Origin of the sequence: Bacillus sp. AFS088145 (assembly GCF_002564465.1) — a bacterium.
In the GTDB taxonomy this organism is placed as follows: domain Bacteria; phylum Bacillota; class Bacilli; order Bacillales; family Bacillaceae_G; genus Gottfriedia.
The window spans coordinates 41,587-68,072 of sequence record NZ_NUUX01000021.1 but is presented as its reverse complement, the minus strand read 5'-3'; the positions used below and the strand labels follow the sequence as shown (position 1 = coordinate 68,072).

Sequence of the window (26,486 nt, the reverse complement as noted above, 5' to 3'; positions counted from 1 at the left end):
TAGTTTGCTAATCTATCGAAATTTGTAAAAATTGGTATTTTTTTCTAAATTATAGTATATTTTAACATATTTTATTAATTGTCACGACGCAAATCTCCGAAAAGCGTGAAATAAAATTTTACTTTTAGAAATTTTCAGACGTTTATTTTTGCAATGACATTTCTAATTTATTCCCAATTTCTACATCTAAAGTGATCCTAATTGTCGTACCTACGTCTAATATAGATTCGATTATAAAATCTCCATTTAATAACTCAACGCGTTCTTTCATTCCTATTAATCCGAAAGAGTTTTCACTTTGGCCTTCTCCAACAGGAAAACCAATTCCATCATCTTGAACGAAAACATTAATTTTATTTCTTAAAAACTCTAATCTTACATAAATTGTTGATGGATTGGCATGCTTACATGCGTTTTGAACTGCCTCTTGGATGATCCTAAAAATCGCAACTTCTATTTTTGAATTAAGTCTTTTTTTACTTTGACCATATTCAAATTTAATTTCAATATGCTTATACGACTCAAGCGATTTTAAATATTTATTAAGGGCTGGAACTAAACCTAAATCATCTAATGCCATTGGGCGTAGATCGTATATAATTCTTCTAACTTCCCCTAATGCACTACGGACTTGTTCCTTTATATCACCTAATTCTTTTCTTGCATCTTCTTCTGGCCTTTGGCGATATGTTTTTATTAAAAAGTCTGACTGCATTAATATACTGGCTAACGTTTGGGCAGGTCCATCGTGAATTTCGCGTGATAACTTTATACGCTCTTCTTCCTGAGCTTGTATCAGTTGAAATCCGAACTCTTGTTTTTGCTTTGCATCTTCAAGTAAATGACTAACTTGCTTAAAGTCTGTATTAAGGTAGTTTAAAACAATTGAAATACGGGCAACTAATAATTCGGCTTTTTGTAGTTTCTCTAACAAAGTTTGAAGTCTATTTTCTAATTCTTTTCTACGATGATTTAGAAGTTTTTCTTCCTTTAATGAAAGAAAATGCTGTTCCTGAATATTTTGGGCAGTTTCATATACTTCCTTTACTTGAGATTCCGTATACCGATTAAAATCCCCATCAACTTCAGTTAATTTTTGGCGTGCTGCTCGTGCTAATAAATCTAATCTAACCGTATTTTCAATTTTTTCTACTACTTGTACTTTTACTTCTTCAAGCTCTACTCTTAATTTCTCATATTCTGAGCGAGTATCTTCAACAATTCCAAACACATGGGACTTACTATCTATAACAGATGAGAGCATATTATCCATGATTTCGTCTAGTGTCTGATTGTCCATTTTCCTAGCTGTCATTCACCTTTTCCCCCATTAGCCTATTACTAAATGACTAATAAATTTATGTATATCTAATATTATAATGTAATTAGGATTATAATTGTACAAAAATTTGAAATAAGCAAAAATTTAAATTTTTCCGATTCAGACCTTATATTACCAATATATATTGGTATTTTATTATAAGTTTTAAAAAATACACACCCTTCTATAACATCCTTAACATAATGTTAACAAGTATTACAAAGATATTACGATTGACCCAATAAAAAAGCTGATTCCTGTAAAAGAATCAGCTTTCAGCCTATTTATTGATTGGTACTATTTTCATTTTCAGAACTACTATCTGAATTAATTGTATTAGTTGTAGATGGTTTTTCTAAACCTAAGTGAACTCGGAATTTGCTAGTAATTTCTCTTACACTTTCCTCTTCAGGAACATAATAGTAAATACCGTGAATCGTATCATCGTGACCTTTTAATTTTATTGTTTCTAAGTCATTTTCAGTGATATTAGGTAAATGCTTCGCAAGTGAAATACCACCGCTTATTTTCATGTTTGTACTAATATTTTTACTGAACACTTTCGCGTATTGATCCATTTTCATGATTGTTTCAGGTGATTTAATTTCATTTAAGATCGCTTTAATTACTTGTTGCTGTCTTTCTTCACGTCCAAAATCACCACGAGGATCACGTTTACGCATACGAGAGTATGCTAATGCCTGTTGTCCATTTAAATGCATCATACCTTTTGTAAAGTAAACCTTTTTCCTTGGTGTAGTATCTGTATTTTCCCAGAAATCAAATGGTACATCAACATCTATTCCACCAACTGCGTCAACTATGTTTTTAAAGCCATTAAAGTCCACTGTAACGTAATAATCAATTGGTACATTTAAGAATTGTTCAACTGTATCAACTGTTAATTGTAAGCCGCCATATGAATATGCATGGTTTATTTTAGTTTTGTCTGCATGTCCTGGGATACTTACATATGTATCACGAGGAATACTCATTGTTTTAATTGTCTCCTCTTTTGGATTAAAGGTAGCAAGGATCATCGAGTCAGTTCGTCCACCCTTTCCACCAGTTGAATAGTTCTCAATCCCTAAGAAGAGAATAGATATTGGATCTTTAGATATAGCAACTTTTTCATTTCTTAAGTTTGAAGAAATATCTTCTCCTTTTGTTGCTTTATTTAATTCAAGATATGTTCTAACGCCTTTATATCCTACAAACACTAAGGCTATTATAATAATAAGTAATAATACTCTAGCAATTAAGCCTCTCTTTTTCTTTCTTCTTTTCTTGGCCATTTTTCGAGAATGATTCTGATTCATATGTTCGAATAGACCTCCTTTAAAGTTAGTATGATTGTTCTATTTGAAATTAGTCATAAATTTACTATTTATCAAGCTAGACTACTACATGTATTTAACAATACTTTCATTTATATGGCAACTACCATTTGTTAACTCAATCATCCAGTTTTTGAAGCTATCTACTTCATCAACCTTAATCCAAAGTTCAAAGCTTACTTCTTCCATGTGGTTAACATTTTCTAAATGATAATGTGAGTTCCGTAAAGCGAACTCTACTTTACCTAACAATTTATAATTAATCTTTACGTTCATTACTTTAACTAATGAACGCTCAACAATTCCAACAGCGTTTAACCCTTCACTGACTGCCTGTCCATAAGCACGAATTAATCCTCCTGCTCCAAGCTTTTTACCGCCAAAATACCTTGTTACAACAACAACGGTATCTTTTAATCCTCTCTTTTTCAAAACTTCTAACATTGGAACTCCAGCCGTACCACTCGGTTCACCATCATCATTGGCTTTTTGAATTTCATCATTTTCACCGATTAAATAAGCTGAGCAATTATGAGATGCATCAAAATGCTTTTTTTTAATTTCTGAAATGAATCGTTGCGCATCAACTTCAGTTTTCGCTTCATTTATGTAACAAATAAATTTCGATTTTTCAATCTCAATCTCATGACTACCAAAGCCACAAACAGTGAAATAATTCGCTAGCATTTAACACCTAACCTTTCGACTAAATTAAACAAAATTTCGACTCACTTCAATATATTACTACAATTATTCATTCCATTCCTTAAAAAACACTAACATTCTTCAAAAGTAAGTATTTACTGACAAGATTTTATACAGTAACATTAGTAATAATGCTTATAGATTTGGGTTTAAACTTTAAGCAAATACAATATAATTAGCCAATATGAACTAATCATTTCATACGAAAAAGTAAAGTTTTCATTCACACGATTATCAAACTGTATATCCACTATGCATAAAAAAATTTATATCAATACTGATTCCACATCAAGAGATTTCTTCTCAATTTAAATTAAATTTAACAATCTTGAATACTAAGTGATAAATCCATTCCATCTTTAGTCATATCCAGCCATATCCCCACTAATTTATTTGTTTTTTCATTGAAAAATTAAAGTTTACGCTTTTTTGAAGAAGAAGATTATCCTAAATGATCAAAAATATTAGAATCATATTTCTTCTGCGGTAATAAGTTTAATAATGCGGTAATGAAAAAGCAGTTAAATAGAGCATTTTCAATACTCCACTCTAAATATTAAATATAGTCCTTAATGGAACTACATAAATTATAAATTGCGCCCACTTAAATCTAAATCAAATATAACAGCAATAAAAAGTGCTAAAGGGTTTGCCATAAGTAAAAAAATTCTTGAGCAATTACGAAGAGGGAGTTGATTTTTGGAGAAACAAAAAAACAAGGATTTAAAGGAAGGATAAAATAACTAAATTTATTCATAATAAATTATAAGGAGAATCATCAAAATATTGTTATTACATACCCAATTACAAAACCAAGGTTATAAAAAGGATTAATCCCTCACAAATTAAACAAATTTAAATGTTATTTTGGGAAAGTGCATTTTTAACGTGACGTATTTTTCCACTTACTTTATGCTAAAATAATAATACCTAAAAAGTCGACCTGGACAAAAGTTTGATCAATTACTAATTATTGTAATGCCGATTAATAAATCATTCTTGCACACACTATAAGTGTAAGGTACCCTTGTGAACTTTTTATGTGGAGTAATAAGCTTGTAACATAAAAATAATTTGATTTTTTTCTGCGAACATTTATAATTGTTATGATGTTATAAAACGTAAACGTTATACATTAGGACATGTTGCAATGCACTTGCAAGGATGGGCCTAAATTATAAACTGGGGTGTTTAAATGGCCTTACAGAATACTCAACAAAAGGTTGAAAGCCGCTACTCAATTCAACAACTTGAGTCATTAAAAAAGAAAAGTATTTTTTATTCATTTATAAAAAGAACATTGGATGTAGTCTTTGCGTCGCTCGCGTTTGTCATTTCTTTACCATTTGTATTGTTCTTTATCGCATTAATTAAAATTGATTCTCCTGGTCCTGCTCTTTTCATCCAAGAACGCGTTGGATTAAATGGGAAGATTTTTAATATTTACAAGTTAAGAACAATGCGTATGGATGCAGAGATAAATGGACCACAATGGGCTAGTACGGATGATCCTCGTATTACAAAGCTTGGTCACTTCCTTCGAAAAACTCGTATCGATGAATTACCGCAGTTCGTCAATGTCTTACGTGGAGATATGAGTCTTGTTGGTCCTAGACCAGAAAGAGCGTTTTTTTTAGTAAAATTTAATCATGAAGTACCAGGCTTCACTAATCGCTTAACAGTCAAACCAGGGTTAACTGGCTGGGCACAAGTGAATGGCGGGTATGAATTAACACCGAAAGAGAAGTTAGTCTTGGATTTACACTATATTGAACATCAATCAATCATGTTGGACATTCGAATTATGTTTAAAACAATTAAAGTTGTCTTGACTGGTGAAGGTGCTCGTTAAGTAATGTAAGACAAGTTTAAAATTCTCTTTATCAAAAATAAGAATAATTTAACTAAAGGCCTTTTCTCAATTGGGAAATGGCCTTTTAATTTCTTTAATAATAAGTAGTATTGATCATTCAAATATTTGTAAAGGTAAAAAACATTTTAAATTCCGAAAATTACCCACAATTTCAGAAGTTTATTAACAATTTGTGGATAACATATAATACTTATCCACAAACCGCTTGTTTATAAATTAATTCAAGTAGCTAAGAAATATAAAGATACGACAAAATTCTACCAAAATGAAAATTGTTAATCTTTTCTTCCTGTCGATAAGTATAAATTTTATTCACAAGTTATCCACATATTAAAAACAGATTGCATCCATCTTAAAAATATTTTGTAAAAACAAATCCTCGTCTACTTAATTATCGAGCATTAGAAATGAAGCAATTGAGTTCGAAACAAATAAATTCACTCTATCCAATAAGAATTTAAAAAATAAAAAAAATACAATGCAATAAGCAAAAAACTTATCGCATCGTATTTTAACTATTTTACAACTTTAATTGTACGAACACTTTTGTTTCCCGATTTATCAATGACATAAACCTTTAAATATGTGTTTGCTTTCTGTACTTTTATTGATACAGAAAATTTACTACTGGAATTAACCGAGCTTTGACCTATTAATGTACTTCCTCGATAAATCTTCACTGAAGCATATTTCTCAGCACTACCTGTTACAGTTTTTGATTTTGAAGTAACTTTATTAACAACTGGAAGAGCTGGTGGTGTTTTATCTAATACCTTTAAAGACTTTGTTGCACTTACATTTCCAGCTTTATCCGTAGCACTTACACTAACTGTCGTTCCACTTTTTTGCTTTGGAATTGTAAATTTATAGCTTTTATTTGAAGCAGCTGTTGTGCTTTTTTGAAGTTTGCTATTAATATATAGTTTAACTGTAGAACCTGCTTCTGCTGTTCCGGTAATAGTAGTTGATTGATCTGAAACTGTATTCATTGTTGGTGTTGTAGGTTTTGTTTTATCGATTGTAAATTTAATAGTTGTTGTATTCGCCACTGAACTATTTACAACAAGTGTATAGCTACCTACTTTTGAAACCAAATAGTCATTTTTAATACGAGTTCCATTTAATGTAGCGACTCCCTCATTAACATGGATTTTTACGTCTTTATTATAGAATACTCCATTAGCAACCCCAGTTACCATAGGATTAAGGTAAGCAGATGGTATAAACCCTATCTTTCCATCCGGACTTTTTACTTTAAACCAAACGAATTGGTTATGGTCGTTACCTGTATCAAACTTAAATTCATCATAAATTGTTACTTTTGTGTATTTAGCAAGTGTTACTAATTCCTTTTTCAAAGTATTTGAGTCAGGTCGTAATTTAACTTTATCCTCCGTGACGTACGCTATATCTCCCTTTTTCATAAAATATGGCGACTCATGAAGGCCTTCATTTATTGTATAAAGCGGAATTTTGAACAAAATATCCTCGTCACTATCAGGACTGTAATCAAAATCGCTAGTCGTAAACGGGAATTTTGCTAAAATATTTGGACCATCTTTATCTCTTAAGTAACTCTGCATTTCAAGCAAATTTAATACAATTTCTTGATAGGCGGCAGTATTTATTTTGCCATAGTTAGCTCCCTGTGTTTTAACTATTGGACTATTAACCCGCTTTATTCCATTATAGGCCATAATTGGAAAATACCAGTTCTCAATAATATGACGATTCGCATCTTTAATCCTTGGTAAAGTGTATGTGCCATCTGCTTTTTTCCAATTATATTTCTCGTTTAAAATCTCAACACCAGCTTGAATATTATATGCAATATCGGTTTTTAATCTCTTCTGATCATATCTAGGTTGATTTGTAATTTGCATAATACCAATTCCACCGTCAGATGACAATTTTGATTGGTTCCACCCTGATTCCCTCCACGCAACTGTCTTAACGACCTCTGGCGGAATATCAGAGTTGATAGCAGCGTATGTCAGCAAACAATTAATTTGTTGAAGTGATGGTGATTTCACTTTACTAGCGTCGCCACACTTCGAAGTCCAATTTGTGTTTGTTTCTGCACTAGCTTTTCCATTAAACAAACTTACTGTTAAAGCTGTTATTAAGCCAAATTTCAGTAAAAAAGATTTCATTGTTTATTCTCCAATCTACCTAAATATGAAACAATGTATCTATTTTATCATATTTCATTTCTTAACTTTCTATTTCTCTATAAAACTCATAAAAAAATGGCTCAGTTTTTCCTGAACCATCAAAAAATTATTTTAATTCTTGTTTGACATAACTTGAAGATACCCATCCAAAGCTTCCATTCGCTAGTTGGATTTTATACCATTTTTTTGTACTATCCAATGTTAAAGTACCATCTGTGTTTGTAACAATACTTAGGTAAGTATTAAGGTTTAATGTACCAATTACATTATTTACAGTTGTAGTTGCGGCTGAGCGCACGTTTAAACTATCTGTTGTTCTACCTAAGTTTTTAACAGATAAAGTTTGGCTATATGCATTTAATTTGATACTGTTTGTCCAAAAAACATTCCCATCAATTGATAATTTAATCCAATAATCATTTGTTTTTTCAAGAAGAAGGAAGGCAGTACCAGCTGCTATCGATTTCACTTTAGCCGTATCTCCCTTTGCGGTGTATAGATCTATGTTTCCTTTTGCAACTGCTCGGATATTAGCAGGGAAAACATCACTACCAACAGGAGTAGATGGACTGCCTGGAATTGTAGTATTCGGTTGTGCTTTATCATAGTACGCTTTATCAAACGGTAGAATCTTTTCCATATGTTGAGCAATCAATTTACCCCAGTTTGGATCAGTCGCGTAATAAAAATTCATCCCTTCACTCGCTGCATCAATTCTTACATTGCTCATATCTTTTGTACTAAAACCAAGATATGCACCTTTATATTTCCAGTTACTTGGATTTAAGTAAGTAGATTTAATCGAGCGTGCAATATACTCTACATTTTCTTTTACACTCATAAATTTGTATGACGCTATATATGGCGTTGAATCATATGAACCAAAGCCAAATAAGTTATTTTTTCCTAATGAAATTTGAGAAGTACCAAATCCACTTTCATGAATGGCATGTGCTGCTAAATAAAGTGCATTTACACCATATTTATTTCCAGCATCAATAAATAATTGTCCTTGATCAGTCAGTATACTCTTAACTCCACTTTTCACATTACTAGCAATATAGGTATTAATTTGCGCAGCTGTTACAGGCGAAGGTGTACGCAGATCGATAAACTGGTAGCTATCTCTTGATGTCATTGGGTCACCAGTTTTAACTTGTTTGATATATGATCCTGATACATATCCCGTTTTCCCATTGTAACTAACCTTATACCAATTGTTAGAAGCTTTATCAGTCGCAATTAAAATCATATTAACAGGAATTACTGTAAGCAATGGTGAAGAAGCATCATACGTTTGACGTATATTTAATTCTGAAGTCGTAATATATGTCGTATCTGTTATATTAGTTATTGTCACGACATCACTTTTTCCGAAATCCAATGCTCTTACATATCCATTTACACCGTTATAAGACACACTATACCAATTACCAATTTTTTTGCTAATCGGGATAACTGTATCTTTTGGAATTTGAATAAGTTGTTTTGATGCATTGCCGAACGATTCATATAAATAGGTTGAATTAAGCGCTTTATAATTTGTAGTAGTAAATGTTGTGAAGCTATTTGCAGTTACATCTTCACTCTTAACATAAAGATTTTGTCCATTGTAATTAATTCGATACCATATCTTTCCTACTAAATCTGTCGCTTTTTGAGTTGAAGTAAAGCCATTATCTCCATTAACTGTAGTTACTACAGGTTTTGTTGCATCTGGAGTTGCGTATAAGTTAGTGACTGCTTTCGTAAAATAATATGCAGGACTTGTTGTTTCATATTTTATTTCATTTACTTTTGTAAAATTATTAATATAAACATACCCTGTTTTACCATTAAGCGTGACGTTATACCAATTACCAACACGTTTTGATGATGTTATAACTGTACCACTTGGAATACTTGATAGTACTTTAGAAGATACACCATAGGTTTGATATAAACTTGTATTTTTAATTGCTTTATATTTTGTTTGGGCAAATGTAGCTACAGCACTTTTCGTAACATCTGCACTATTTACATACAAGGTTTTGCCATTATAACTAACGCGGAACCATGTTTGGCCAATGCTATTTACAATGTTTTGAGTACTATAAAATCCATTATTAACAACTACAGAATATACTGCAGCTTTTTTTGTATCAGGCGTTGGATATAGCTTAGTAGTTTTATTTGTAAAATAATAAGCGGTCGCTTGAGTAGTATATTTATAATATTCCTTTAAATACGTACCACTTACCCAACCAGTTTTAGAACTATAAGTCACTTTGTACCAATTACCATTTCTTTGAGTAGCGGTAATTACTTTTCCTTTTGGAATAATCACAATTGATTTATAAGTTGTACCTGCACCCTGTCTTAAATTTAGATTTGCGCTCGTTTGATACTTCGTTTTTATATTTACGATCGCTGCACTCGCTTTTGAAGTTTCCAAACCGATATTAGGACAGGAAATGCTGGAGGTGCCTACTAATATGCCTGTTGATACCAAAAGTACTCTTCCCATTTTTTTCATGTATCAAATATTCCTTTCCTACCATTTTTACATTTAAACCGTAGAATAAAACAATCCAATTCTATTAAACTAGTAAAATTAAAAAACTATAATTTTTTTTAAATGACATTAACAAAAAATTAACACTAAAATTAAGTATAAGTCATAAAATGTCGGAATTTGAATTGTTTTTTCAATAATTATATCGGTAAAAAAAGGAAATTGTTTTATTTTATCGAAACGACAACCATTTTGTAATAAAAATGACACAATTCTAAAAAAAAAGTTAAAAAGTCCATAAAGAAGACATTTATCTCTTCTTCATGGACTATGGATTTCCTACTATATTCTGTTTAAGTGGGACTAAAATCTCGAAGTACTTTGTTTTCTTCATTACTTTTTGACTATATGTGAAGTCACCATAACAATATGGATATCTGAAATTTTTCTTATTATTATTACACGTATAAAGCTCAGGGTTCGTCTCCACCATCGATAGAGAATAAGTTTTAGCAAGTTGAACTGTATGTTTACCTCCGTGTGTTTTTACAAAATCAATATAAGCAATCCCCATATTGTAACTTTGTATTATGGTTTGTAAATCAACGCCTTGCTTTTTACCATAGGAATACACGTCTTTAAAGTGTGAGACCCCTTGTTGTATGCTTTTTGAAGTATCTTGAATACTATCCTTTGCTAGTCCTAGTGATTCTGAAGCCTGCATTGGATCTTTTCCTTTCCCCTTCGTTTCTTGCATTATTAGTCCTAGTAATAAAGGTGTATATTCTTCTAAATTAAACGTCTTTAATTCAGTATAAACTTGTGTTTCATACTTCAACACATCTTGGAAATAGTAACGATAGATCGCAAATAACCCAATAATTGACATCAGAAGTGTAAATAAAAGAAGTCTTTTAATAAATTTCCACATTCTATTCTTTTTCATTACCTCCAAACATTTCTCTTTAATACATTATAACGAATATTCCTATTTAGAAAAGCAATGTGCAAAAACTACATATATTTGACATTAAAATGTGAAAAAAGAAATATTTCTTATAATTAACATTTAATAAGAATTGTGCCCTTTTAACACTAGCTTAATAATTGCGGACTCCTCTAACCCTGAATCAACAAAAAAAGAGTCCAACCTAAATTGGACTCTTTTCTACAATTTACTTTATCTCTTTTACTTCTAAAATACGATCCATTTTTAATTCATCATTTTCTCTTGAGAAGTGGTAAGTAATTTCAAATGATTTCATTTTAGTTTTACCATGTTTATCAGTTATCTCATACGACTCATTTGTTGTAATGATCATACCTGAATCATCTTGCTTTGAATCTTTCATAGAAAAGCTTGTGAGTTTTTGCGTTGTATCCTTTTTCTTAATTTTGTCTTGATATTCCTTAGACTGTAAGAATGCTTGGCCATTTTGATTAAACAAACCATTGATTAGTTGCTTTTCTTCTAAATCAGAAGAAGGCTTAGGACTTGGTAAATACTTATCAAAAAAGCGTTTAAGTCCTGCAAAGAAACCATCTTTTTGATCAGTATGGTCCTGATTTTCAACTGGCGTATCAAACATTAAATCTACATATCTTCCTGTAACTGGAATATCATCCGTTTTAAATAATTCACCATTTTTTTCAATTTCAGCGTGAACTACTGTTTTACCATTTAATAAAAACGGACCAAAGCGATCTAGTTCACTTACTTTTTGCCCAGTATCTTTTCCATTTACAAAAAGTTCTGCCTCAGGTTCGTTTGAATAAATTTGGACATAACTAACATTAAAAGTTAATTCTTGTGATAACTTATTTTTCGAAGCAGAAGAAAAATCTATATCAACTGCATCCTTAACATCACTATAAACACCTTTATATGATACAGCCAAAGTGTACTTTCCAGGTAATATTTTGTGATATGTTGTTTCGTACTCGTCTTTATTCAAATGTGTAATATGATTGTTTAATTTTAATTGAATGTCGTCAATTGGAGAAGAAATCTTTAATTCGAATGGTTGGACACTTATTAAATACGTTTGATAAATTCCTAAAAATTTACCGCCCTTTTTAATTGAAAGCACATAATTGCCACGACCATCTATTAACTTACTATGAATTACTTTATTATTTTGAATCATATCGTCTAATTTATCTAAAACATCATAGCTATTTAAGTAATCCATAAATGCGATTACTGAGTCTTCATCTAGGGACGCCTCGGTACCGCCTTTTTGTAGCATATGTGTGACTTCTTTATAATTATTATCTGACACAGCTTTATCAAAAATCTTCACTAATCTTTTAGGTGAATTTAAGTAATTTAATGTTAAATGTGTAATTAATATCGCGATAATTGGTAGTAAAATAAACATCCATTTTCTTTTAAAACTAGGTATTCGTTCTTTTCGCATTGTTCGTATACCCGCTCTTGACAAGGAATTTTTTTCTCTTAACTGAGTTTCCATTTATTTTTAACTTCCCCTTAAATTTTCATTCTATATAGTACATGTTTTTAATATATAAATTGAATCTAAATAAATACTGAAAAAAGTAAACTATAGTCTATCATACTATTTTTTATTTAAAGGGTAAAAAGAAATTTTTTTATTATTTAGTGGAAGTAATTGGTTTCATTTCTCTTAAATATATGTATGACATCCTTTCCATTTACTTGTTAAACTATAAGAATTGAGAGATAGGAGGAGAGAGATTGAAACCTTTAGTTAATCGGAAAGAATCGATTTATTTTATATTACTTTTACTTATTAGTATTCCAATTTATTTATTACTTATTTTAAGCGTTGTTGGTCTTATTATTTTAGGAATTTTAATCATTTTACCACTCTTTGCCCATTTAATTTTCACTGCCCACATACGTATAAATGGCGTAAAGATTACTGAAAAACAATTTCCAGAAGTATATTTCAGAACAAGAGAAATTTCAAAGGAAATGGGCTTTTATTTCCTACCAGATGTTTATGTAGTCCAATCTGGGGGACTGTTAAATGCCTTTGCTACGCGTTTCTTTGGACGGAATATGATTGTTTTATATTCAGATCTATTCGAAGAGATTGAATCAAACCCAAAAGTAATTGATTTCGTGATTGCACACGAGCTTGCACATATTAAACGAAATCATATTCTAAAACAGGCTTTAGTATTACCTGCAAATTGGGTTCCTTTTTTAGGCTCGGCATATTCACGTGCATGTGAGTATACAAGTGATCAAATGGCTAGTCATTATACAAATGATTTTGAAGCATCGACTCAAGCACTTACAATGTTAGCCGTTGGTCGCAAATATTATCAACAAATTGATCAGCGTGAATATTTATTAAATAGTAGCAATGAAAAAGGCTTTTTAATTTGGTTAAGTGAACGATTAATGTTCCATCCAACTTTACCAAAACGTATTAACGCTTTGCATCATTTTAATAATGTAGAAAGCGATATTAAATTTAAAACACCAAAACGCGTATACGGAATTGCTGTAATTGTATTTGGGTTGTCATTCGGGGTTATAGTCGGTGCAAGTTTATTAATTGAAAAAGCGATTCCACTAGCACAATCATTCGTTGATGGCTATTTAGCTGCGGAAACACCATTAACGCAAGCAGTGCTTGATAACGATATTGAACAAGTTAAAGAGTTAATTGACGAAGGGGCAGACGTAAATGAATTGAACGATGACTACGAGTCTCCACTTCTCAAGACTTCATATACTGATGAAGACCATCTTAACTTAGAGATGTTAAAGTTATTACTTGATAACGGAGCTGATCCTTCTATAGGAGATGCAGATGATTGGACAATCTTACATGCCGCTGCTTCTATGGGGGACAAGCAAGCAATTGACTTACTACTAAAATACGGAGCAAATATTAACCAGCAAGACAGTTCTGGGGAATCACCTATTTTTGATACAACATATGAAGTAGATGATGTAAAAACATTCCAGTACCTTATTAAAAAAGGTGCAGACTTATCAATAAAGAATGTAGATGGAATGACAGTAAAAGAAGTAGCAAAGGAAAATGGAGCAACGAAGATAGTAAAATGGTTAGCTAGTCAAGGAACCGAGATTAACCTTTAAGACCTTCACAAGTATCTATTTTCTCATCAAAAGCATTGTATGATAGCAAATAAAAAAGCAAAGTTCATTAATCACTGAACTTTGCTTTTTTTAATAGCTCGTATATCCTATTATTCCTTTGATTTAATTAAATTTAAATTATATTGTTCTACATCATTAAGCTGTCCGCTATATGCTGGATTAGGTTTATACCAAGACTTCGAGCTGAAATAAATCGTCAAGTCACTAGATTTAAATACTAAACCATGCCTAGCATAGATTTCATTTCTGGCTAAACGTAAATCATTTGGAGCTAATTTAGTTAGATCTGCATTCGTTAGTTTTCTACTATTACTTTCCGGTAAAACATAATCATTTGATTGTTTTTCTTCATCGGAAACCTTTGTTTCCTTAGTGGTTGTTTCTTTAGCAACTTCCTTAGTTTTTGTTTCAGTCGCCTTTTCACTCTTTGTTTCTTTTTTTACATCCTTATCTGCTACTGCCTTTGTAGAAGCACTTTCCGGATGAATATTCCCTTCATTCATGATTTTAGGGTAGACATAAAAAATTGCTGTAGCACCTATTATTAGTACTCCAGCTATTGAGAGTATTAACGAAAAGTATCGTTTACTACTAAAAACATCTTCCTTATTCTTAAGTTTTCTATGTTCTGAACGACTTTCAACTTTATTTTCTGCCTTTTTAGCCAAATCCTTTCACTCCCCTAATACAGTTATAAATAAATACACTTATCATATTATCTAATCTATTTGCTTAAAATCCAATTCTTTTAATAGAAGTTTAATACGTTATTAACACAATTGAAAAGACTATATCAAATTAACAAGAAATCCCTAGCTCCTCAAACGGAATTAGGGATCATTCATCACTATATTTATTGTATATTGACGCTTATATATTTACCTCCTCTAGTTCCAACAATTACTTGTTGTCCAACTACAACTGGAGACGCCTCAATATTGGCACCTAGGTTAATCTTATTGATAATTTTTCCGCTACCACTTATTAAGTACAAGTTACCAACAGAATCACCTTGAATTAAGTAAGCTTTATTATCCTTTGTATATACCGTTACTGTAGATGACCACGCATAGTTTGGTAAGTCTAAATGCCATTTTTCTTTTCCAGTAACAGTATCATAACTAATTAATAAGCCCCCATTCATCGTTTTATATCTTGAAATATTAAAAATAACCTGCCCTTTTAATGGCCCAGTTCCAACAATTGGAGTCGCTAACAGTCCACCATTAACAGGATGATTACCTTTTATCGAATAACCCGGTATTTTCTTCTCCCAAATTACTTTCCCAGTAAGCCCATTTAACTTTTGAATGCGTGCATAGCCTTTAGTTCCTTGTTTATCGATTTCAGAACCTGTGTATAAAAACGGTGTACCATTGGAATTCTCAATGACAATTGAGGCATCTGTATCATCATATGCATTATTTGCCCAAATTGGCCTTTTCTTAATAATATCCAGCGCTTGAATACCACCACCGTTATCGGCGAAGTATGCAATATTTTTAAATACCGCTACTGAATTTTCAATACCTTGGTAAGAATTATTTTTAAGCTTATATCGATATTTTGAAATTACTGGAGAAATTTTTATCTTTTTAGCCTTTGAATCATATTTAGTATTTAGTTTGATAAAATAAACTAGTCCATTTTCCCCGCCAACTAACATAGCATCATCTTCTCGGTTAAATAACGCTGAACCATCAAAAGCTCCCCAACCACGAAAAGAATAAGAATCAATTCCAGGAATAAATGCTAATTGAGATCCATCAATTAGACTAAAAATCCTCATACCTATTTTTCCTGTTTGTGGTATACCTTGTCCAACGTATAAAAGAGGATAACCACGTGGATCAAGAGCCACGCTACCTTTAATTGGATTTTGAATATTAATTGGATTTCTTGTTTTCTTACCTGTTGCTAAGTCTAAAAAGTAAACTCTTCCATCTAAAGATCCATAAACTACTTCTTTAAAATTTGACTTTGTTTTAAATTGAGAATATAAATTCATAATTTTTTGTTCTTGTGGTTTCCATTCAATTACACTAGGTTGGCCAGTCCATCCTGAGCCCCCGCCCCATCCAGATGAAGAAGAAGTTTGAAAAGACCAACTCTTAATTAACTTTTGCTTTGAAATAACTGTCGTTCCCATCGGACCATTATTTCGGAAAGGTCCGCCTCGAAAGCTCAATATTCCATTAATAGTTTGATACTGCTCTGGGAAAGGCTTTGTAAACACTTTTATATTATTACTGAAACTATATGATAGGTTTTTACTACTTGGGAGTGGATTCAGTTGTAGTGCTTCCCATTTTTTTTGTTGATTTGTCTCATCCCTTTGAAGTGCTGATTGCGCACTACTCTTTTGATTTGTTGCAGCTTTCACTTCATTATTGATTATTAATTTGGTCTCATGTTTAGTGCCTCTATGTTTCAACGATGGTGAACTAAATATACTTGTTAAAAGTATTGCAGCAGAAAAGATTATACCGATCTTTGTCTTCAAATAAGCTCTCTCCCTCATATCTTAGTAGACTATTAATATGAAACTACTAAGATTATATATAATAGGAAGTAAGCAATTTGTCACATTTTGAAATTAACTAGTTATTTTTACTTAAAGATCAATCGCTACATTTTGATTCCTAATAATTTTTACTTTAGTATTAATAATATATTTTTCAATCTTTTCTATAAATTCCCACTATTTACACCTTGAGTCCCTTAAAACTTATGATACATTTAAACAAGAGACATGATAGATTACCAGCTCAGGAGGGAACACCCTTGATCCAGACTTTGCAAAAAATTATTGGCAATCGGAAATTAAAGGAGTATGAAAAAATTGTTCAGGAGATAAATACAAAGGAGCCATTCTTTGAAAGTCTTCTAGATGAAGATTTGCGTAAATTTACTTATCTATTAAAGCAAAAAATTTCTAATAACGAAGCTGTAATTCATGAAATTATAATAGATGCTTTTGCTCTAGTACGTGAAGCATCAAAACGTGTTTTAGGGATGCGCCCTTATGATGTTCAATTAATTGGCGGACTTGCATTACTAGATGGAAATATTGCTGAAATGCCAACTGGGGAAGGAAAAACATTGGTTTCTTCATTACCTGCCTATACTCGTGCGCTTGAGGGAAAAGGCGTACATATTATTACCATAAACGAATATTTGGCCCGACGAGATGCGGACCAAATTGGGCAAATTCACGAATTTTTAGGTCTTACCGTTGGTTTGAACATTCCAAATTTACCTATGGAGGCTAAAAAATCTGCATACAATGCAGATATTACTTATGGAATCGGAACCGAATTTGGTTTTGATTATTTACGCGATAATATGGTTAATTCTTTAGTTGAACAAGTTCAACGCCCATATCATTATGCAATTATTGATGAAGTTGACTCAGTATTAATAGATGAAGCAAAAACACCATTAATTATTGCAGGAAAAAAACCCGCACAATCACACTTATACACGCTTTGTGCACGCTTTATTCGTACGTTTATAAAAGGTAGGGATTATTTTTTAGATCAAGAAACTAAAGCAATTACTTTAACTGAAGAAGGCATTTCAAAGATTGAAAGAGCCTTTATGATAGAAAATTTATATGACCTTGAACATACAACGCTTTTCCACTTTGTTCATAACGCATTGCGAGCCGATTTAATATTTCAACGCGATGTTGATTATATTATTCACGAAGGTGAGATTAGACTAATTGACTTATTTACTGGCCGAATTATGGAAGGTCGCTCATTAAGTAACGGTCTCCATCAAGCAATCGAGGCAAAAGAAGGATTAAAAACAACTGAAGAAAATCATACCGTTGCATCTATAACAATACAAAATTATTTCCGTATGTACCCAATTCTTTCTGGCATGACTGGTACTGCAAAAACGGAAGAAAAAGAACTCCTACATGTTTATAACATGGAAGTTATTCGAATTCCTACTAATAAACCGGTAATTCGGATTGACCACGAAGATATTGTGTTTGAAAAAACAGAAGAAAAACTCAGAGCAGTACTGGCTGATGTAAAATTACGACATGAAAAGGGACAACCAATTCTAATTGGAACAAACTCCATTCGTCAATCTGAAGTATTCGCAGAATTATTAGAAAAAAAATCGATAAAGTTTCAGCTCCTTAATGCAAAAAATGTTGAAGAAGAGGCAAAGATGATTGCCATAGCTGGTCAAATGGGTATGATTACCATTTCAACCAATATGGCGGGTCGAGGGACTGATATCTTATTAGCTGAAGGTGTATCAGATTTAGGAGGTCTTCATGTAATTGGAACAGAACGTCATGAAAGTGAGCGCATTGATTTACAATTAAAAGGGCGTGCAGGGAGACAAGGGGACACTGGTTCATCTCAATTCTATCTGTCATTAGAAGATGAATTATTTGTAAAATATAATACAGAAAAGCTAGATAAATTATATAAAAATTTACAGACTGATCAATTTGGTAAAGTACTAAATTCTACGATTCAAGACCTTGTTTCAACTACACAAAAGCTCTGTGAAGGAAATCAATCTTCAATTCGTGAATGGCAGCTTAAATTAGATGGTGTTGCAAATGAACATCGCCGTATTATTTATAAATTAAGAAATAACTTTTTACAAAGTGAAACTGATTTAGGCTGGTTTATTGGTCAAGCTGAAGAAACGGTCAATCACTTATTAATGCAATTCTATCCTAAAGATAGTACACCTGAAGATTGGGATCTACTTGAAGGAAAAACAGCACTTGAACAACTTATACCACCACTTCGAATAGATATTGAACATTTTAATACTGAACAAGAGATTTGGAAAAACGTAAAAGAAGCTTTTTCAGTATATAAAGATGTATTAAACGGTATAGAGGAAGAGAAAAAAGTAAAACTTATTAGTATTTTAAAAAGCACGGTATTAAGTACTATAGATTTATATTGGACTGAACATTTAGAGCATTTACAACAATTGATTGAAGGGATACACTTAAGACAGTATCAACAAGAAGATCCAATTCGACTATATGAATTAGATGGATTTACTCTGTTTGAACATACTTATAACTCAATACAACAAGAAATATCAGCAAGTCTTGCTTCAACATTCCAAGAATTATCTTGTCCACAGGGGGTAGAAAAACAAAATGTTATCGTCGATTAAGCGTTTATTACAAAAGGGTAAAGATTCAACAGTTTCATCGAGTGATTTATTGCAACAAACATCTACTGATCAAGTAGTTCAAGTTGAAGGAAATGAAGTGGCTGAAATTTTTCCTAAAATTTCATTCCATCCATTAATGCATATTGAAGATGAAAAGCGTTATGTTTATCAATTTTTAAATAACGAGCTTTCTCCTTTAAAACCAAATCAATTATCATTATCTGCAATCGAACTTGAAACTAATGATGACGGAAGTGTAACTGTTACAGCATTCGTTCGTAATAGTTTAGAAAAATTAGTTCGCTTAGAAGATGCTATTTTATTATTGATTAGTGAAGAAGGAGAACTATTAGCTAAAAAAGGCTTTAGATTGGAAGAGCTTGGCGAAATGCCTCCTTGCAGTAGCCGCCCATGGCGCTTTGTATTTGAACGAGAGTATTTACTAAAAGAGGACTTGCCCGAAAAAGGTTTTGAGTTAGCATTTGATTTATCAAAAACTATCCACCGATTAGATATAGATCCAACATGGGAAGGCCGTCTTACTGAAGAACAAATTACAGAATTAAGCAATCTTGTAAATTCTTTACCTAAATTACGTATAAATGAAGTGAGCTTACATGCTTTGCGAGCAAGCTATAATGAAGAAGGAAACTTAGGCGTTAACATTTTAGTTCGAAATGGATCAACACAAGCCGTTAGTCTAGAATTACTACCACTAGAAATGTTAAATGAGAATGGCGAAATAATTGCGAAAGGTTTATTCACACTACCTCCATTAACAATCCAAGCAAATACGAGTAAACCATGGACATTTATCTTCCCTAAAGAACTAGTAGAAATAAATGCGTTCTCACAATGGACAATCAGAATACCTGAACAAGAAGTTATTTAAGGCATAATTAAAGAATAGATTCACTAAGTTTAAAAGCAGGATTTATGATCAATTAAGATCTTAAGGCCTGCTTTTTGTCTTTCCTTCCCCTGCTTTCCTAAAAACACCTTGCCTCTAGCCTACCCATCAGAAGAATATCCTTCTATTAATTCCTTAATCATCATTAACTTTTCTTCATCTGATTTTAGCTTATATTCTACTTTCTGACTTAAATACATACTAATAATCTTTGTGGCTTTACTAATTTGTTTATCAAAAATGTAATAAGAAATTGGGAATATCCTCTCTTCTCCATTCCTAAACTGTATTTTTGTTTTTCTTTTTTCTTTTATATATTTATTTATTTGGATAAAATTTAGCCATTTGCAAGATAAGTTATTTTGCGAAGATGTAGGAATCATAATAATTGATAATGTGGGATTAATCATAAGAGGAATCTTTTTCATAGTTGGATATTTACTTTTTACGACTTCGAGATGGCCTTTAATAGATTGATTATGGTAGAGGGCGGATTCTTTCAAGATTGCTTTCATTGGCCGCTTTGAATAGATTACTCCTTTGTTTTTATCTGTTATTTTGGTTAAATACTCTGGATGATCCGCAGCTTCAATCAGCATTGTTTCATACGATACAACATAATCTAATTTTGACATATGTGCCTCCTTTGAGGATTTTTTACATATCGATTATATCAAAATTATCTTTCCGTATTTTTGAAACTTCTATGACCGTTTAACCTGTGTTTTAGTAAACTTTACTTCTTTTAAAAATATAAATAGATAAGGTTTCATTTAATTATTTCTGGCAAATTTAAAGTTTTAAATTCAATACTCACCTTTCACTCTATTTTTATTATTCTTAATTGATGTTTCCAAATATGATATATATCTTATTTTTTTATATAGTTACTTCACCGCGGAATACACACAAGGGCATGCCTTTAAGAAAGGCAGTAAGCATGAAATGTAGTGAAGAACATGTAGATGATCAAGTTGTTTCAGGAAAATTGAAGCCAAGTACATTCGAGCAATGCATAAACCAGTATTCCCGAATGATAAAAGCAACTATGAAGAAGTTACATATATATAAAAACTTTGATGAATATTATCAAATTGGTCAAATAGCATTATGGAAGGCTTATCAGCAGTATCAAACCGAGAAAGGGGATTTTTCAAGTTATGCTTATATTACTGTAAGAGGCTATTTATTAAACGAGCTATCCAAAGCAATTAAATACGATGAACGAAACGTATTCTCCGAGCAAGGTATAGAAGATTTAATCTATTTTGATGAGGTATTTTCACTTGTTAATTTTATGAGTTTTCTAGATGGAATTTCCCCCTTACAGAAGCAAATTCTTATTGAACGTTTTTATTTCAATCATGACTTTCAACAAATTGCTAAAAATTTAAATATGAAAGAATCTAGTGTACGCTCTAGTTATCGTTATGCATTAAAAAGATTGAGAGAATCAAAATAAAACTAAAAAATACAGTAATCTATTTATTGATTACTGTATTTTTTTATTAGTTTCAATCTGTACTCCAATTCAAACCAAATAAACCATTACTTTCCTCCTACTTTTACAAATTTCAAAACTGTGCCATTTCGAGTAGAACTTCACACGTTTTTTAACATTCTCTTCTATTTTGGCCTGGTCTAGAATATTATTCTAAAATTACTAAATTCTACCAGTATTTTTTTGTAGTTTCGACATTTTTTTTACGAATGTCGAAATGTTTTCTGTTGAAATTTTTCCAATTGTTTCAAATATGAAAAAACGCCTTGATTTATCTAAAGCTTTTAATATAATTGAAATATTAGTAATACTATTGTTTTTTTTGAAACTACAAATTACTACAAACTATGTATTGGATTCATTATATAATTGTTATATAAATTTTTTAAAAATTGTAATAAATCTACCAGAACTCTCTCTAGAAAAAGGCAAACCAATTGAGAGATTGGGACGCAAAGCCACTGATCTTAGTTGTGAATATAGGGAAAAAGCACTAGTTCACTGTATTTTTTAACTATTAAACGAACTAAGATAGCAGGGTTACCTAGGTATCTTATACCTTAATTTTAGGAGGCATTATCCATGTACAGTGAATTGAAAAAACATTCTGCAGAATTAAACTGGATCGACTTACTACTAGAATGCATTGAAGTAGGCATAAGTCCTGATGAAGTGCGATTATTTCTTTACAATTGCGTTAAAGATTCATGTCAAAACTAGGAGAACTACTCCCTACTATGATATACTTTTTGTAATAGTCAAAAAGATATGGAGTAGCTTATATGATTGGAGAACGAATTAAAAAACTACGTTTACAACATGGAATGTCACTTACAGAGCTTGCAGAACGTGCTGGTATCGCAAAATCCTACATAAGTTCGATTGAACGAAATCTACAAAGCAATCCTTCAATTCAAGTACTTGAAAAAATTGCTGGCGTCTTCAATACAACGGCAGAAAGCCTCCTGAAAGATGATATTGATCCAACAAAAATTATTGATTCTGAATGGATGGATATCCTTCAAGAAGCAATTAATTCAGGTATACCAAAAGATGAATTATTAAAATTTATTGAGTTTAATAAGTATAAGCAAGGCAAATAAACCTTCGAATTAAAATGTAACCATTTTAATTTGAAGATTTTTTTTCCCACGATAATAAGAAGGGCGTTCTTCAAATGAAGAGTGCCCTTCTTATCATTTATTTACGCAAATCATATTTTAAAGAAATGTTATCGATATAACCAGCATCTTTACTAGAGCTGCCAGATTTATCTTTTGCATACGTAAGTTTTAACACATGTTTGCCTGGTTGAATAGTAAGCTTCTTATTTGTCCAATGGTTATCAGTACCTGATTCACTAACTAGTACACTGCCATCTAATGAAATCGTTAAGATATCTTTATTTAGTTGCGAAAGAACTAAATAATCAAAAGATAAGAATGCGTTGTATGCGTTATCTGGTACATTAATTGTTACCTCAGCAGTAGAAGAACTATTATTAGAAACGTTATTGCTGATTAAATAATAGTCAGCTTTCCCATCTACTTTTGAATTAATTCTTTCCCAACCACCAGCGATTGTAAATGGTGAACTTGCACTTTCAAAGTCTGCTAGATAACTATTTTGAGGAGTATATAATCCACTAGCTAAAGAATCTAAATCATTAAGTGTATCATTTTTTATATTTGTTGCCTTAGTAGCTAATGCTTTTGATTTTTTGAATTCTAAATCGCTTGTTGCATCATTGATAATTTGTGTTACTTTATCAATTTGATCTTGTAAGTAAGTTTTTACTTGTTGATCAGCTGTTTGTTTTTGCAGATCAATTAATTGGCCTAAAGTTACTTTAGCCGCATTTATTGCGTCTTCTAAATCATTAAGCGCCTTAGCTTGCTCAGCAGTAATTTTTTGTTGCCTATTTGTAACTTGTGAACTAAAGTCAGGTTTTAATCCGTTAACTTCACCTTCAACTCCAGCAGTAGTTTGAGCATTTAATTGTGCTACTAGCTGCGAAAATTGGTCAGTAGTATTTTGATTAATTCCAGGTAAAGCATTGTTGATTGCGTTAATATGCTCATCTGATTGACCGTTAATTTTATTAACACCAGCTTGTTGTAACTCGCCTTGTTTATTATTAACGCCATTTTCTGTATCAGAAGCATATGCATTTAATTTATTCTTTAATGCCCCAATCATATCTGAAGTTTTTGAACCTAATGTGTTACTAACAGTTGACTTCGCATCATTTAATAATTGAGCGGCATAATTTGTAAATAACTCTCCGGCATTAGTAGATGCAAATGCCAAACTAGAAGATGTTAGGATTCCAGCAGCCAGTATTCCAACTGCAATTTTCTTTTTCATTGATTTTTTTTCCATTTTCTTTCGTGCCTCCATTAGACAGATTACACTTTAAGTGGTTTTGCTATTTTATGAATAGGTAAGATTGAAACTAGTACATAACCTTTTATGTCATTAATAGGTATAAATCCAAATTCTTTACTTCGACTATCGAAACTTATTCCCGGCTCTCGATTATCACCAACAACAAATACCTTGTTTTTAGGAACCGTTATTTTTTCCATATCTTCAGAAGTCCCATTTGTAGAGATTTCTGGAACCGGTTGGTTATTCACATAAATAATTCCATTTTTTATAAAAACTGCGTCCCCAGAAACTCCAATTATTCGTTTTACAACATCAAATCCTTCAGCTCTTAATTTCATAATCGCAACATCTCCAAGTTCAGGATCATGAGTAAAACGAGCTAATTTATTCACAAAGACTACATCCCCATCGTTTAAAGTAGGGTACATTGAAAATCCGCTAACTTTTGTAAGTCCAACTGTGTTTAGTAAAATAACTAAAAGAACACCTAAGATTAGAAAGAACTTCATCCATTCAACTAATGACTGACTAAAAGTTTGTACGTTTTTATCTTCCATCGCTTTTTGTTCTTCAATTTTTGAAGCATTCATTACTGTTGACCTTCCTCACTAGACTGATCTTGGCTGTTTGTATTTTGTGAATCCTCATTTTTCGAGTTAGATGTTTCATCGGAATTATTCCCATTATTTGAGTTCACCTTAGGAACCTGCTGTTTAATTTCTTCTTTTGCTTGTTCCTGAGCGTTTTGTATAATTTTATCAATTCTCTCTTTTGCTTCTTGTACATCTTTTTCGTTCTTACTATCAATTTGTTTAATCAATTGATCTCCATACTTTTGAAGCTCTGCTTGTGATTCTAAGCTTTTTTGTGTCGAATATTTTTGTATTTCATCAGCAGATTCCTTCGCTTTTTCTTGCACCTCTTGAATTAAGCGTGCTTTTTGCTTAGTAGACTCTGCTTCGGTCATTCCAATAATATAATCACTGGCTTGCTTAGTTTGTTGGCTTGTCCATGCAGTCATTGCTGCAGGTAAATTTGTATCGGCAAATGAAAACGTCGTTGCGATTAGCAAACCACCACTTAACGTAACAGATCCAATTAAAAGCTTTTTAAATTTTTTGGAGACCCATGTTTGTTTTTCTGTTTTTTCAGTACGATTCTGCATAATTTACCTCCTAATGACTACATGAAAAAAACAAACTCTTTAATTTTATGAATTTAAAAGTCATGTTTACTGTTATTAATGGAAATTATCTAAGTTATTTCTTATTTATTAATCGCGTCAACTAAATCTTGCATATCTTTAATCGCATCATTAGTAGTTTTTGATTGTGTATCTTCTAAAGTTTTAAATGCTGCTTCTTTTTGCGTGTCAATTTCAGTTTTTAATGAAGCTTCAATACGGTCAATTTCTGAAGATAAGTGCTCTAAAACAGCTTTTTCAGAATCAGATGCTTGAGTATTAATTAATGTAGTAATTTCAGCTTTAGCATCTTGAATTTTTTGTGTTAAAGTGTTCACAGCTGTTGTACGAGAAGAATTTAAATTAGATTGAAGTTTTGAATCCGCACTTTTAGCAACCGCTGAAAGCTGTGCATTAAAGCTACTATTTAATGTATCTGCTAACGCATTCAAATCAGAAGTTGTTTGACCATTTGTTGTTGAAACATAGTTAGCAAAATCAGCAGGTATGCTCATGTTTAAAGCTGCCATAGCTTTAGAAATTGCAGCAATATGCTCATTTAATGCCGCACTAATTTGTTGATTTGCCAATTTTGTTTGAGCATCTCCTACTGATTCAATCGTGTTTGCAGCATCAACTTTGTAATTATTTACGTTAGTTTTCATATCTGCAACTGAAGAATCATATTTTGGTTTGTATGATGAAGAAAGCTCTGTTTTTGTATCAGAAGTTTTTGAATTAGCCCAGTTTGTTAATAACTCCCCCGCATTAGTACTTGCGAATGCAATCCCTCCAGAAATAACTAAACCAGCAGATACAATACCTATTACAACTTTACTCTTAACCTTTTTCATTTCTTTCTCTCTCCCTAAATTGTATATATTTTGTATTCTGTTCTCCCGTGAGAACGTATACAATTTAACTATACAAAAGACTAAATAATCTAACAATTGAGTTGAACCTTTATGAAAAGTGTTATTTTGACAAAAAACGACGTGAACATTGTTTTTTTTAATCGTTTTTTGATGAAAACTGTGTTTATTTGTAATTTTCTGTTGTCAAAACAGAACTTTACTAACTATTACTCTATTAATTAGTACTTTTTACATATAAAATACAAAATTGATTAAACGTAAATACTTTGCATTCTCTATTTTTTTCATATTTTAAAGGAAAAAACAGGATTAAGTACTAGGTCTTTAGTAACTCAGAGATTTGCGAGCGAATATCAATATGTAGAAATTTGTAGAAACCACAGAGGATAAATGGGAGGTGTAGTCTTTTCGTTCAGATTAAAGATTTAAT

At 31.6% G+C, this 26,486-nt stretch carries 21 protein-coding genes and 1 riboswitch; of the genes, 7 read left to right on the top strand and 14 right to left on the bottom strand.

Going from position 1 to position 26,486, the window contains the following annotated elements; all coding sequences use genetic code 11:
• Positions 1-142: 142 nt before the first annotated feature.
• From COI44_RS13475 to COI44_RS13465, 3 genes are all read right to left on the bottom strand, one after another.
• Positions 143-1,315 carry a sensor histidine kinase gene (locus COI44_RS13475; protein ID WP_098428425.1) on the bottom strand — a complete coding sequence of 391 codons (1,173 nt, stop codon included), beginning with the start codon at positions 1,313-1,315 and terminating at the stop codon, positions 143-145.
• Between the two features lie 290 nt (positions 1,316-1,605).
• Positions 1,606-2,640: an LCP family protein gene (locus COI44_RS13470; protein WP_098428424.1), complete on the bottom strand. Its 1,035-nt coding sequence runs from the start codon at positions 2,638-2,640 to the stop codon at positions 1,606-1,608.
• An 84-nt stretch (positions 2,641-2,724) separates the two neighbouring features.
• Complete coding sequence (locus tag COI44_RS13465; protein WP_098428423.1) at positions 2,725-3,345, bottom strand: YigZ family protein; 621 nt, start codon at positions 3,343-3,345, stop codon at positions 2,725-2,727.
• A gap of 1,213 nt (positions 3,346-4,558) precedes the next feature.
• On the opposite strand from COI44_RS13465, the gene COI44_RS13460 reads away from it, so the two are divergent.
• On the top strand, positions 4,559-5,215 hold the full coding sequence (locus COI44_RS13460) for a sugar transferase (protein ID WP_098428422.1): 657 nt from the start codon (positions 4,559-4,561) through the stop codon (positions 5,213-5,215).
• A gap of 536 nt (positions 5,216-5,751) precedes the next feature.
• Here the strand turns inward: COI44_RS13460 and COI44_RS13455 are convergent.
• From COI44_RS13455 to COI44_RS13440, 4 genes are all read right to left on the bottom strand, one after another.
• A complete protein-coding gene (locus tag COI44_RS13455) occupies positions 5,752-7,389 on the bottom strand; it encodes an Ig-like domain-containing protein (protein WP_098428421.1) in 1,638 nt (545 codons plus the stop codon).
• Positions 7,390-7,516: 127 nt separating this feature from the next.
• Positions 7,517-9,925: an SH3 domain-containing protein gene (locus COI44_RS13450; protein ID WP_098428420.1), complete on the bottom strand. Its 2,409-nt coding sequence runs from the start codon at positions 9,923-9,925 to the stop codon at positions 7,517-7,519.
• Positions 9,926-10,232: 307 nt separating this feature from the next.
• Positions 10,233-10,850: a lysozyme family protein gene (locus COI44_RS13445; protein ID WP_098428419.1), complete on the bottom strand. Its 618-nt coding sequence runs from the start codon at positions 10,848-10,850 to the stop codon at positions 10,233-10,235.
• A 229-nt stretch (positions 10,851-11,079) separates the two neighbouring features.
• Positions 11,080-12,378: a TcaA 3rd/4th domain-containing protein gene (locus COI44_RS13440; RefSeq protein ID WP_098428418.1), complete on the bottom strand. Its 1,299-nt coding sequence runs from the start codon at positions 12,376-12,378 to the stop codon at positions 11,080-11,082.
• 245 nt (positions 12,379-12,623) lie between these two features.
• On the opposite strand from COI44_RS13440, the gene COI44_RS13435 reads away from it, so the two are divergent.
• Positions 12,624-14,006: a M48 family metallopeptidase gene (locus COI44_RS13435; RefSeq protein WP_098428417.1), complete on the top strand. Its 1,383-nt coding sequence runs from the start codon at positions 12,624-12,626 to the stop codon at positions 14,004-14,006.
• Positions 14,007-14,116: 110 nt separating this feature from the next.
• Here the strand turns inward: COI44_RS13435 and COI44_RS13430 are convergent, their stop codons facing one another.
• Both COI44_RS13430 and COI44_RS13425 read right to left on the bottom strand, forming a co-directional pair.
• Positions 14,117-14,695 (bottom strand): YARHG domain-containing protein, encoded by a 579-nt coding sequence (locus tag COI44_RS13430; protein WP_098428416.1) that lies wholly within the window; start codon positions 14,693-14,695, stop codon positions 14,117-14,119.
• Positions 14,696-14,880: 185 nt separating this feature from the next.
• Positions 14,881-16,530: a PQQ-binding-like beta-propeller repeat protein gene (locus tag COI44_RS13425; RefSeq protein WP_098428415.1), complete on the bottom strand. Its 1,650-nt coding sequence runs from the start codon at positions 16,528-16,530 to the stop codon at positions 14,881-14,883.
• A gap of 281 nt (positions 16,531-16,811) precedes the next feature.
• Between COI44_RS13425 and secA2 the strand changes: the two genes are divergently transcribed.
• Both secA2 and COI44_RS13415 read left to right on the top strand, forming a co-directional pair.
• Positions 16,812-19,196: an accessory Sec system translocase SecA2 gene (gene secA2, locus COI44_RS13420; RefSeq protein WP_098428414.1), complete on the top strand. Its 2,385-nt coding sequence runs from the start codon at positions 16,812-16,814 to the stop codon at positions 19,194-19,196.
• Positions 19,180-20,088 carry an accessory Sec system S-layer assembly protein gene (locus COI44_RS13415; RefSeq protein WP_098428413.1) on the top strand — a complete coding sequence of 303 codons (909 nt, stop codon included), beginning with the start codon at positions 19,180-19,182 and terminating at the stop codon, positions 20,086-20,088. Before secA2 ends, COI44_RS13415 begins: the two co-directional genes overlap by 17 nt.
• Before the next feature lie 119 nt (positions 20,089-20,207).
• Here the strand turns inward: COI44_RS13415 and COI44_RS13410 are convergent, their stop codons facing one another.
• Positions 20,208-20,741, bottom strand: coding sequence for a competence protein ComK (locus COI44_RS13410; RefSeq protein WP_098428412.1), 534 nt, complete (start codon positions 20,739-20,741; stop codon positions 20,208-20,210).
• Between the two features lie 305 nt (positions 20,742-21,046).
• On the opposite strand from COI44_RS13410, the gene COI44_RS13405 reads away from it, so the two are divergent.
• The 3 genes from COI44_RS13405 (at position 21,047) to COI44_RS13400 (ending at position 22,710) form a co-directional block, all read left to right on the top strand.
• The gene (locus COI44_RS13405; protein ID WP_179887119.1) at positions 21,047-21,568 is read left to right on the top strand and encodes a sigma-70 family RNA polymerase sigma factor; all 522 of its coding nucleotides are present in this window, start codon (positions 21,047-21,049) and stop codon (positions 21,566-21,568) included.
• A gap of 456 nt (positions 21,569-22,024) precedes the next feature.
• A riboswitch (cyclic di-GMP riboswitch) is annotated at positions 22,025-22,155 on the top strand.
• A 34-nt stretch (positions 22,156-22,189) separates the two neighbouring features.
• Complete coding sequence (locus COI44_RS24210; RefSeq protein WP_179887117.1) at positions 22,190-22,327, top strand: hypothetical protein; 138 nt, start codon at positions 22,190-22,192, stop codon at positions 22,325-22,327.
• A 62-nt stretch (positions 22,328-22,389) separates the two neighbouring features.
• Positions 22,390-22,710 (top strand): helix-turn-helix domain-containing protein, encoded by a 321-nt coding sequence (locus COI44_RS13400; protein WP_025671315.1) that lies wholly within the window; start codon positions 22,390-22,392, stop codon positions 22,708-22,710.
• 97 nt (positions 22,711-22,807) lie between these two features.
• Here COI44_RS13400 and COI44_RS13395 read toward each other — a convergent pair whose 3' ends face one another.
• From COI44_RS13395 to COI44_RS13380, 4 genes are all read right to left on the bottom strand, one after another.
• Positions 22,808-23,989, bottom strand: a complete 1,182-nt coding sequence (locus COI44_RS13395; RefSeq protein ID WP_098428410.1) for an ATP synthase subunit B family protein — start codon at positions 23,987-23,989, stop codon at positions 22,808-22,810.
• A 26-nt stretch (positions 23,990-24,015) separates the two neighbouring features.
• Positions 24,016-24,588 carry a signal peptidase I gene (gene lepB, locus COI44_RS13390; RefSeq protein WP_098428409.1) on the bottom strand — a complete coding sequence of 191 codons (573 nt, stop codon included), beginning with the start codon at positions 24,586-24,588 and terminating at the stop codon, positions 24,016-24,018.
• Positions 24,588-25,163: a hypothetical protein gene (locus tag COI44_RS13385; RefSeq protein ID WP_098428408.1), complete on the bottom strand. Its 576-nt coding sequence runs from the start codon at positions 25,161-25,163 to the stop codon at positions 24,588-24,590. Before COI44_RS13385 ends, lepB begins: the two co-directional genes overlap by 1 nt.
• A gap of 101 nt (positions 25,164-25,264) precedes the next feature.
• The gene (locus COI44_RS13380; RefSeq protein WP_098428407.1) at positions 25,265-26,035 is read right to left on the bottom strand and encodes a hypothetical protein; all 771 of its coding nucleotides are present in this window, start codon (positions 26,033-26,035) and stop codon (positions 25,265-25,267) included.
• Between the last annotated feature and the right edge of the window lie 451 nt (positions 26,036-26,486).

What these genes read in the sequence shown, in the direction of transcription:
- lepB (WP_098428409.1), bottom strand. Translation starts at nt 24,588, where the DNA reads ATGAATGCTTCAAAAATTGAAGAACAAAAAGCGATGGAAGATAAAAAC.
- COI44_RS13440 (WP_098428418.1), bottom strand. Translation starts at nt 12,378, where the DNA reads ATGGAAACTCAGTTAAGAGAAAAAAATTCCTTGTCAAGAGCGGGTATA.
- COI44_RS13380 (WP_098428407.1), bottom strand. Translation starts at nt 26,035, where the DNA reads ATGAAAAAGGTTAAGAGTAAAGTTGTAATAGGTATTGTATCTGCTGGT.
- COI44_RS13410 (WP_098428412.1), bottom strand. Translation starts at nt 20,741, where the DNA reads ATGTCAAAATTAGATTATGTTGTATCGTATGAAACAATGCTGATTGAA.
- COI44_RS13400 (WP_025671315.1), top strand. Translation starts at nt 22,390, where the DNA reads ATGATTGGAGAACGAATTAAAAAACTACGTTTACAACATGGAATGTCA.
- COI44_RS13415 (WP_098428413.1), top strand. Translation starts at nt 19,180, where the DNA reads ATGTTATCGTCGATTAAGCGTTTATTACAAAAGGGTAAAGATTCAACA.
- COI44_RS13470 (WP_098428424.1), bottom strand. Translation starts at nt 2,640, where the DNA reads ATGAATCAGAATCATTCTCGAAAAATGGCCAAGAAAAGAAGAAAGAAA.
- COI44_RS13450 (WP_098428420.1), bottom strand. Translation starts at nt 9,925, where the DNA reads ATGAAAAAAATGGGAAGAGTACTTTTGGTATCAACAGGCATATTAGTA.
- COI44_RS13455 (WP_098428421.1), bottom strand. Translation starts at nt 7,389, where the DNA reads ATGAAATCTTTTTTACTGAAATTTGGCTTAATAACAGCTTTAACAGTA.
- COI44_RS13395 (WP_098428410.1), bottom strand. Translation starts at nt 23,989, where the DNA reads ATGGAAAAAAAATCAATGAAAAAGAAAATTGCAGTTGGAATACTGGCT.
- COI44_RS13460 (WP_098428422.1), top strand. Translation starts at nt 4,559, where the DNA reads ATGGCCTTACAGAATACTCAACAAAAGGTTGAAAGCCGCTACTCAATT.
- COI44_RS13405 (WP_179887119.1), top strand. Translation starts at nt 21,047, where the DNA reads ATGAAATGTAGTGAAGAACATGTAGATGATCAAGTTGTTTCAGGAAAA.
- COI44_RS13445 (WP_098428419.1), bottom strand. Translation starts at nt 10,850, where the DNA reads ATGAAAAAGAATAGAATGTGGAAATTTATTAAAAGACTTCTTTTATTT.
- COI44_RS13465 (WP_098428423.1), bottom strand. Translation starts at nt 3,345, where the DNA reads ATGCTAGCGAATTATTTCACTGTTTGTGGCTTTGGTAGTCATGAGATT.
- COI44_RS13475 (WP_098428425.1), bottom strand. Translation starts at nt 1,315, where the DNA reads ATGACAGCTAGGAAAATGGACAATCAGACACTAGACGAAATCATGGAT.
- COI44_RS13385 (WP_098428408.1), bottom strand. Translation starts at nt 25,163, where the DNA reads ATGCAGAATCGTACTGAAAAAACAGAAAAACAAACATGGGTCTCCAAA.
- COI44_RS24210 (WP_179887117.1), top strand. Translation starts at nt 22,190, where the DNA reads ATGTACAGTGAATTGAAAAAACATTCTGCAGAATTAAACTGGATCGAC.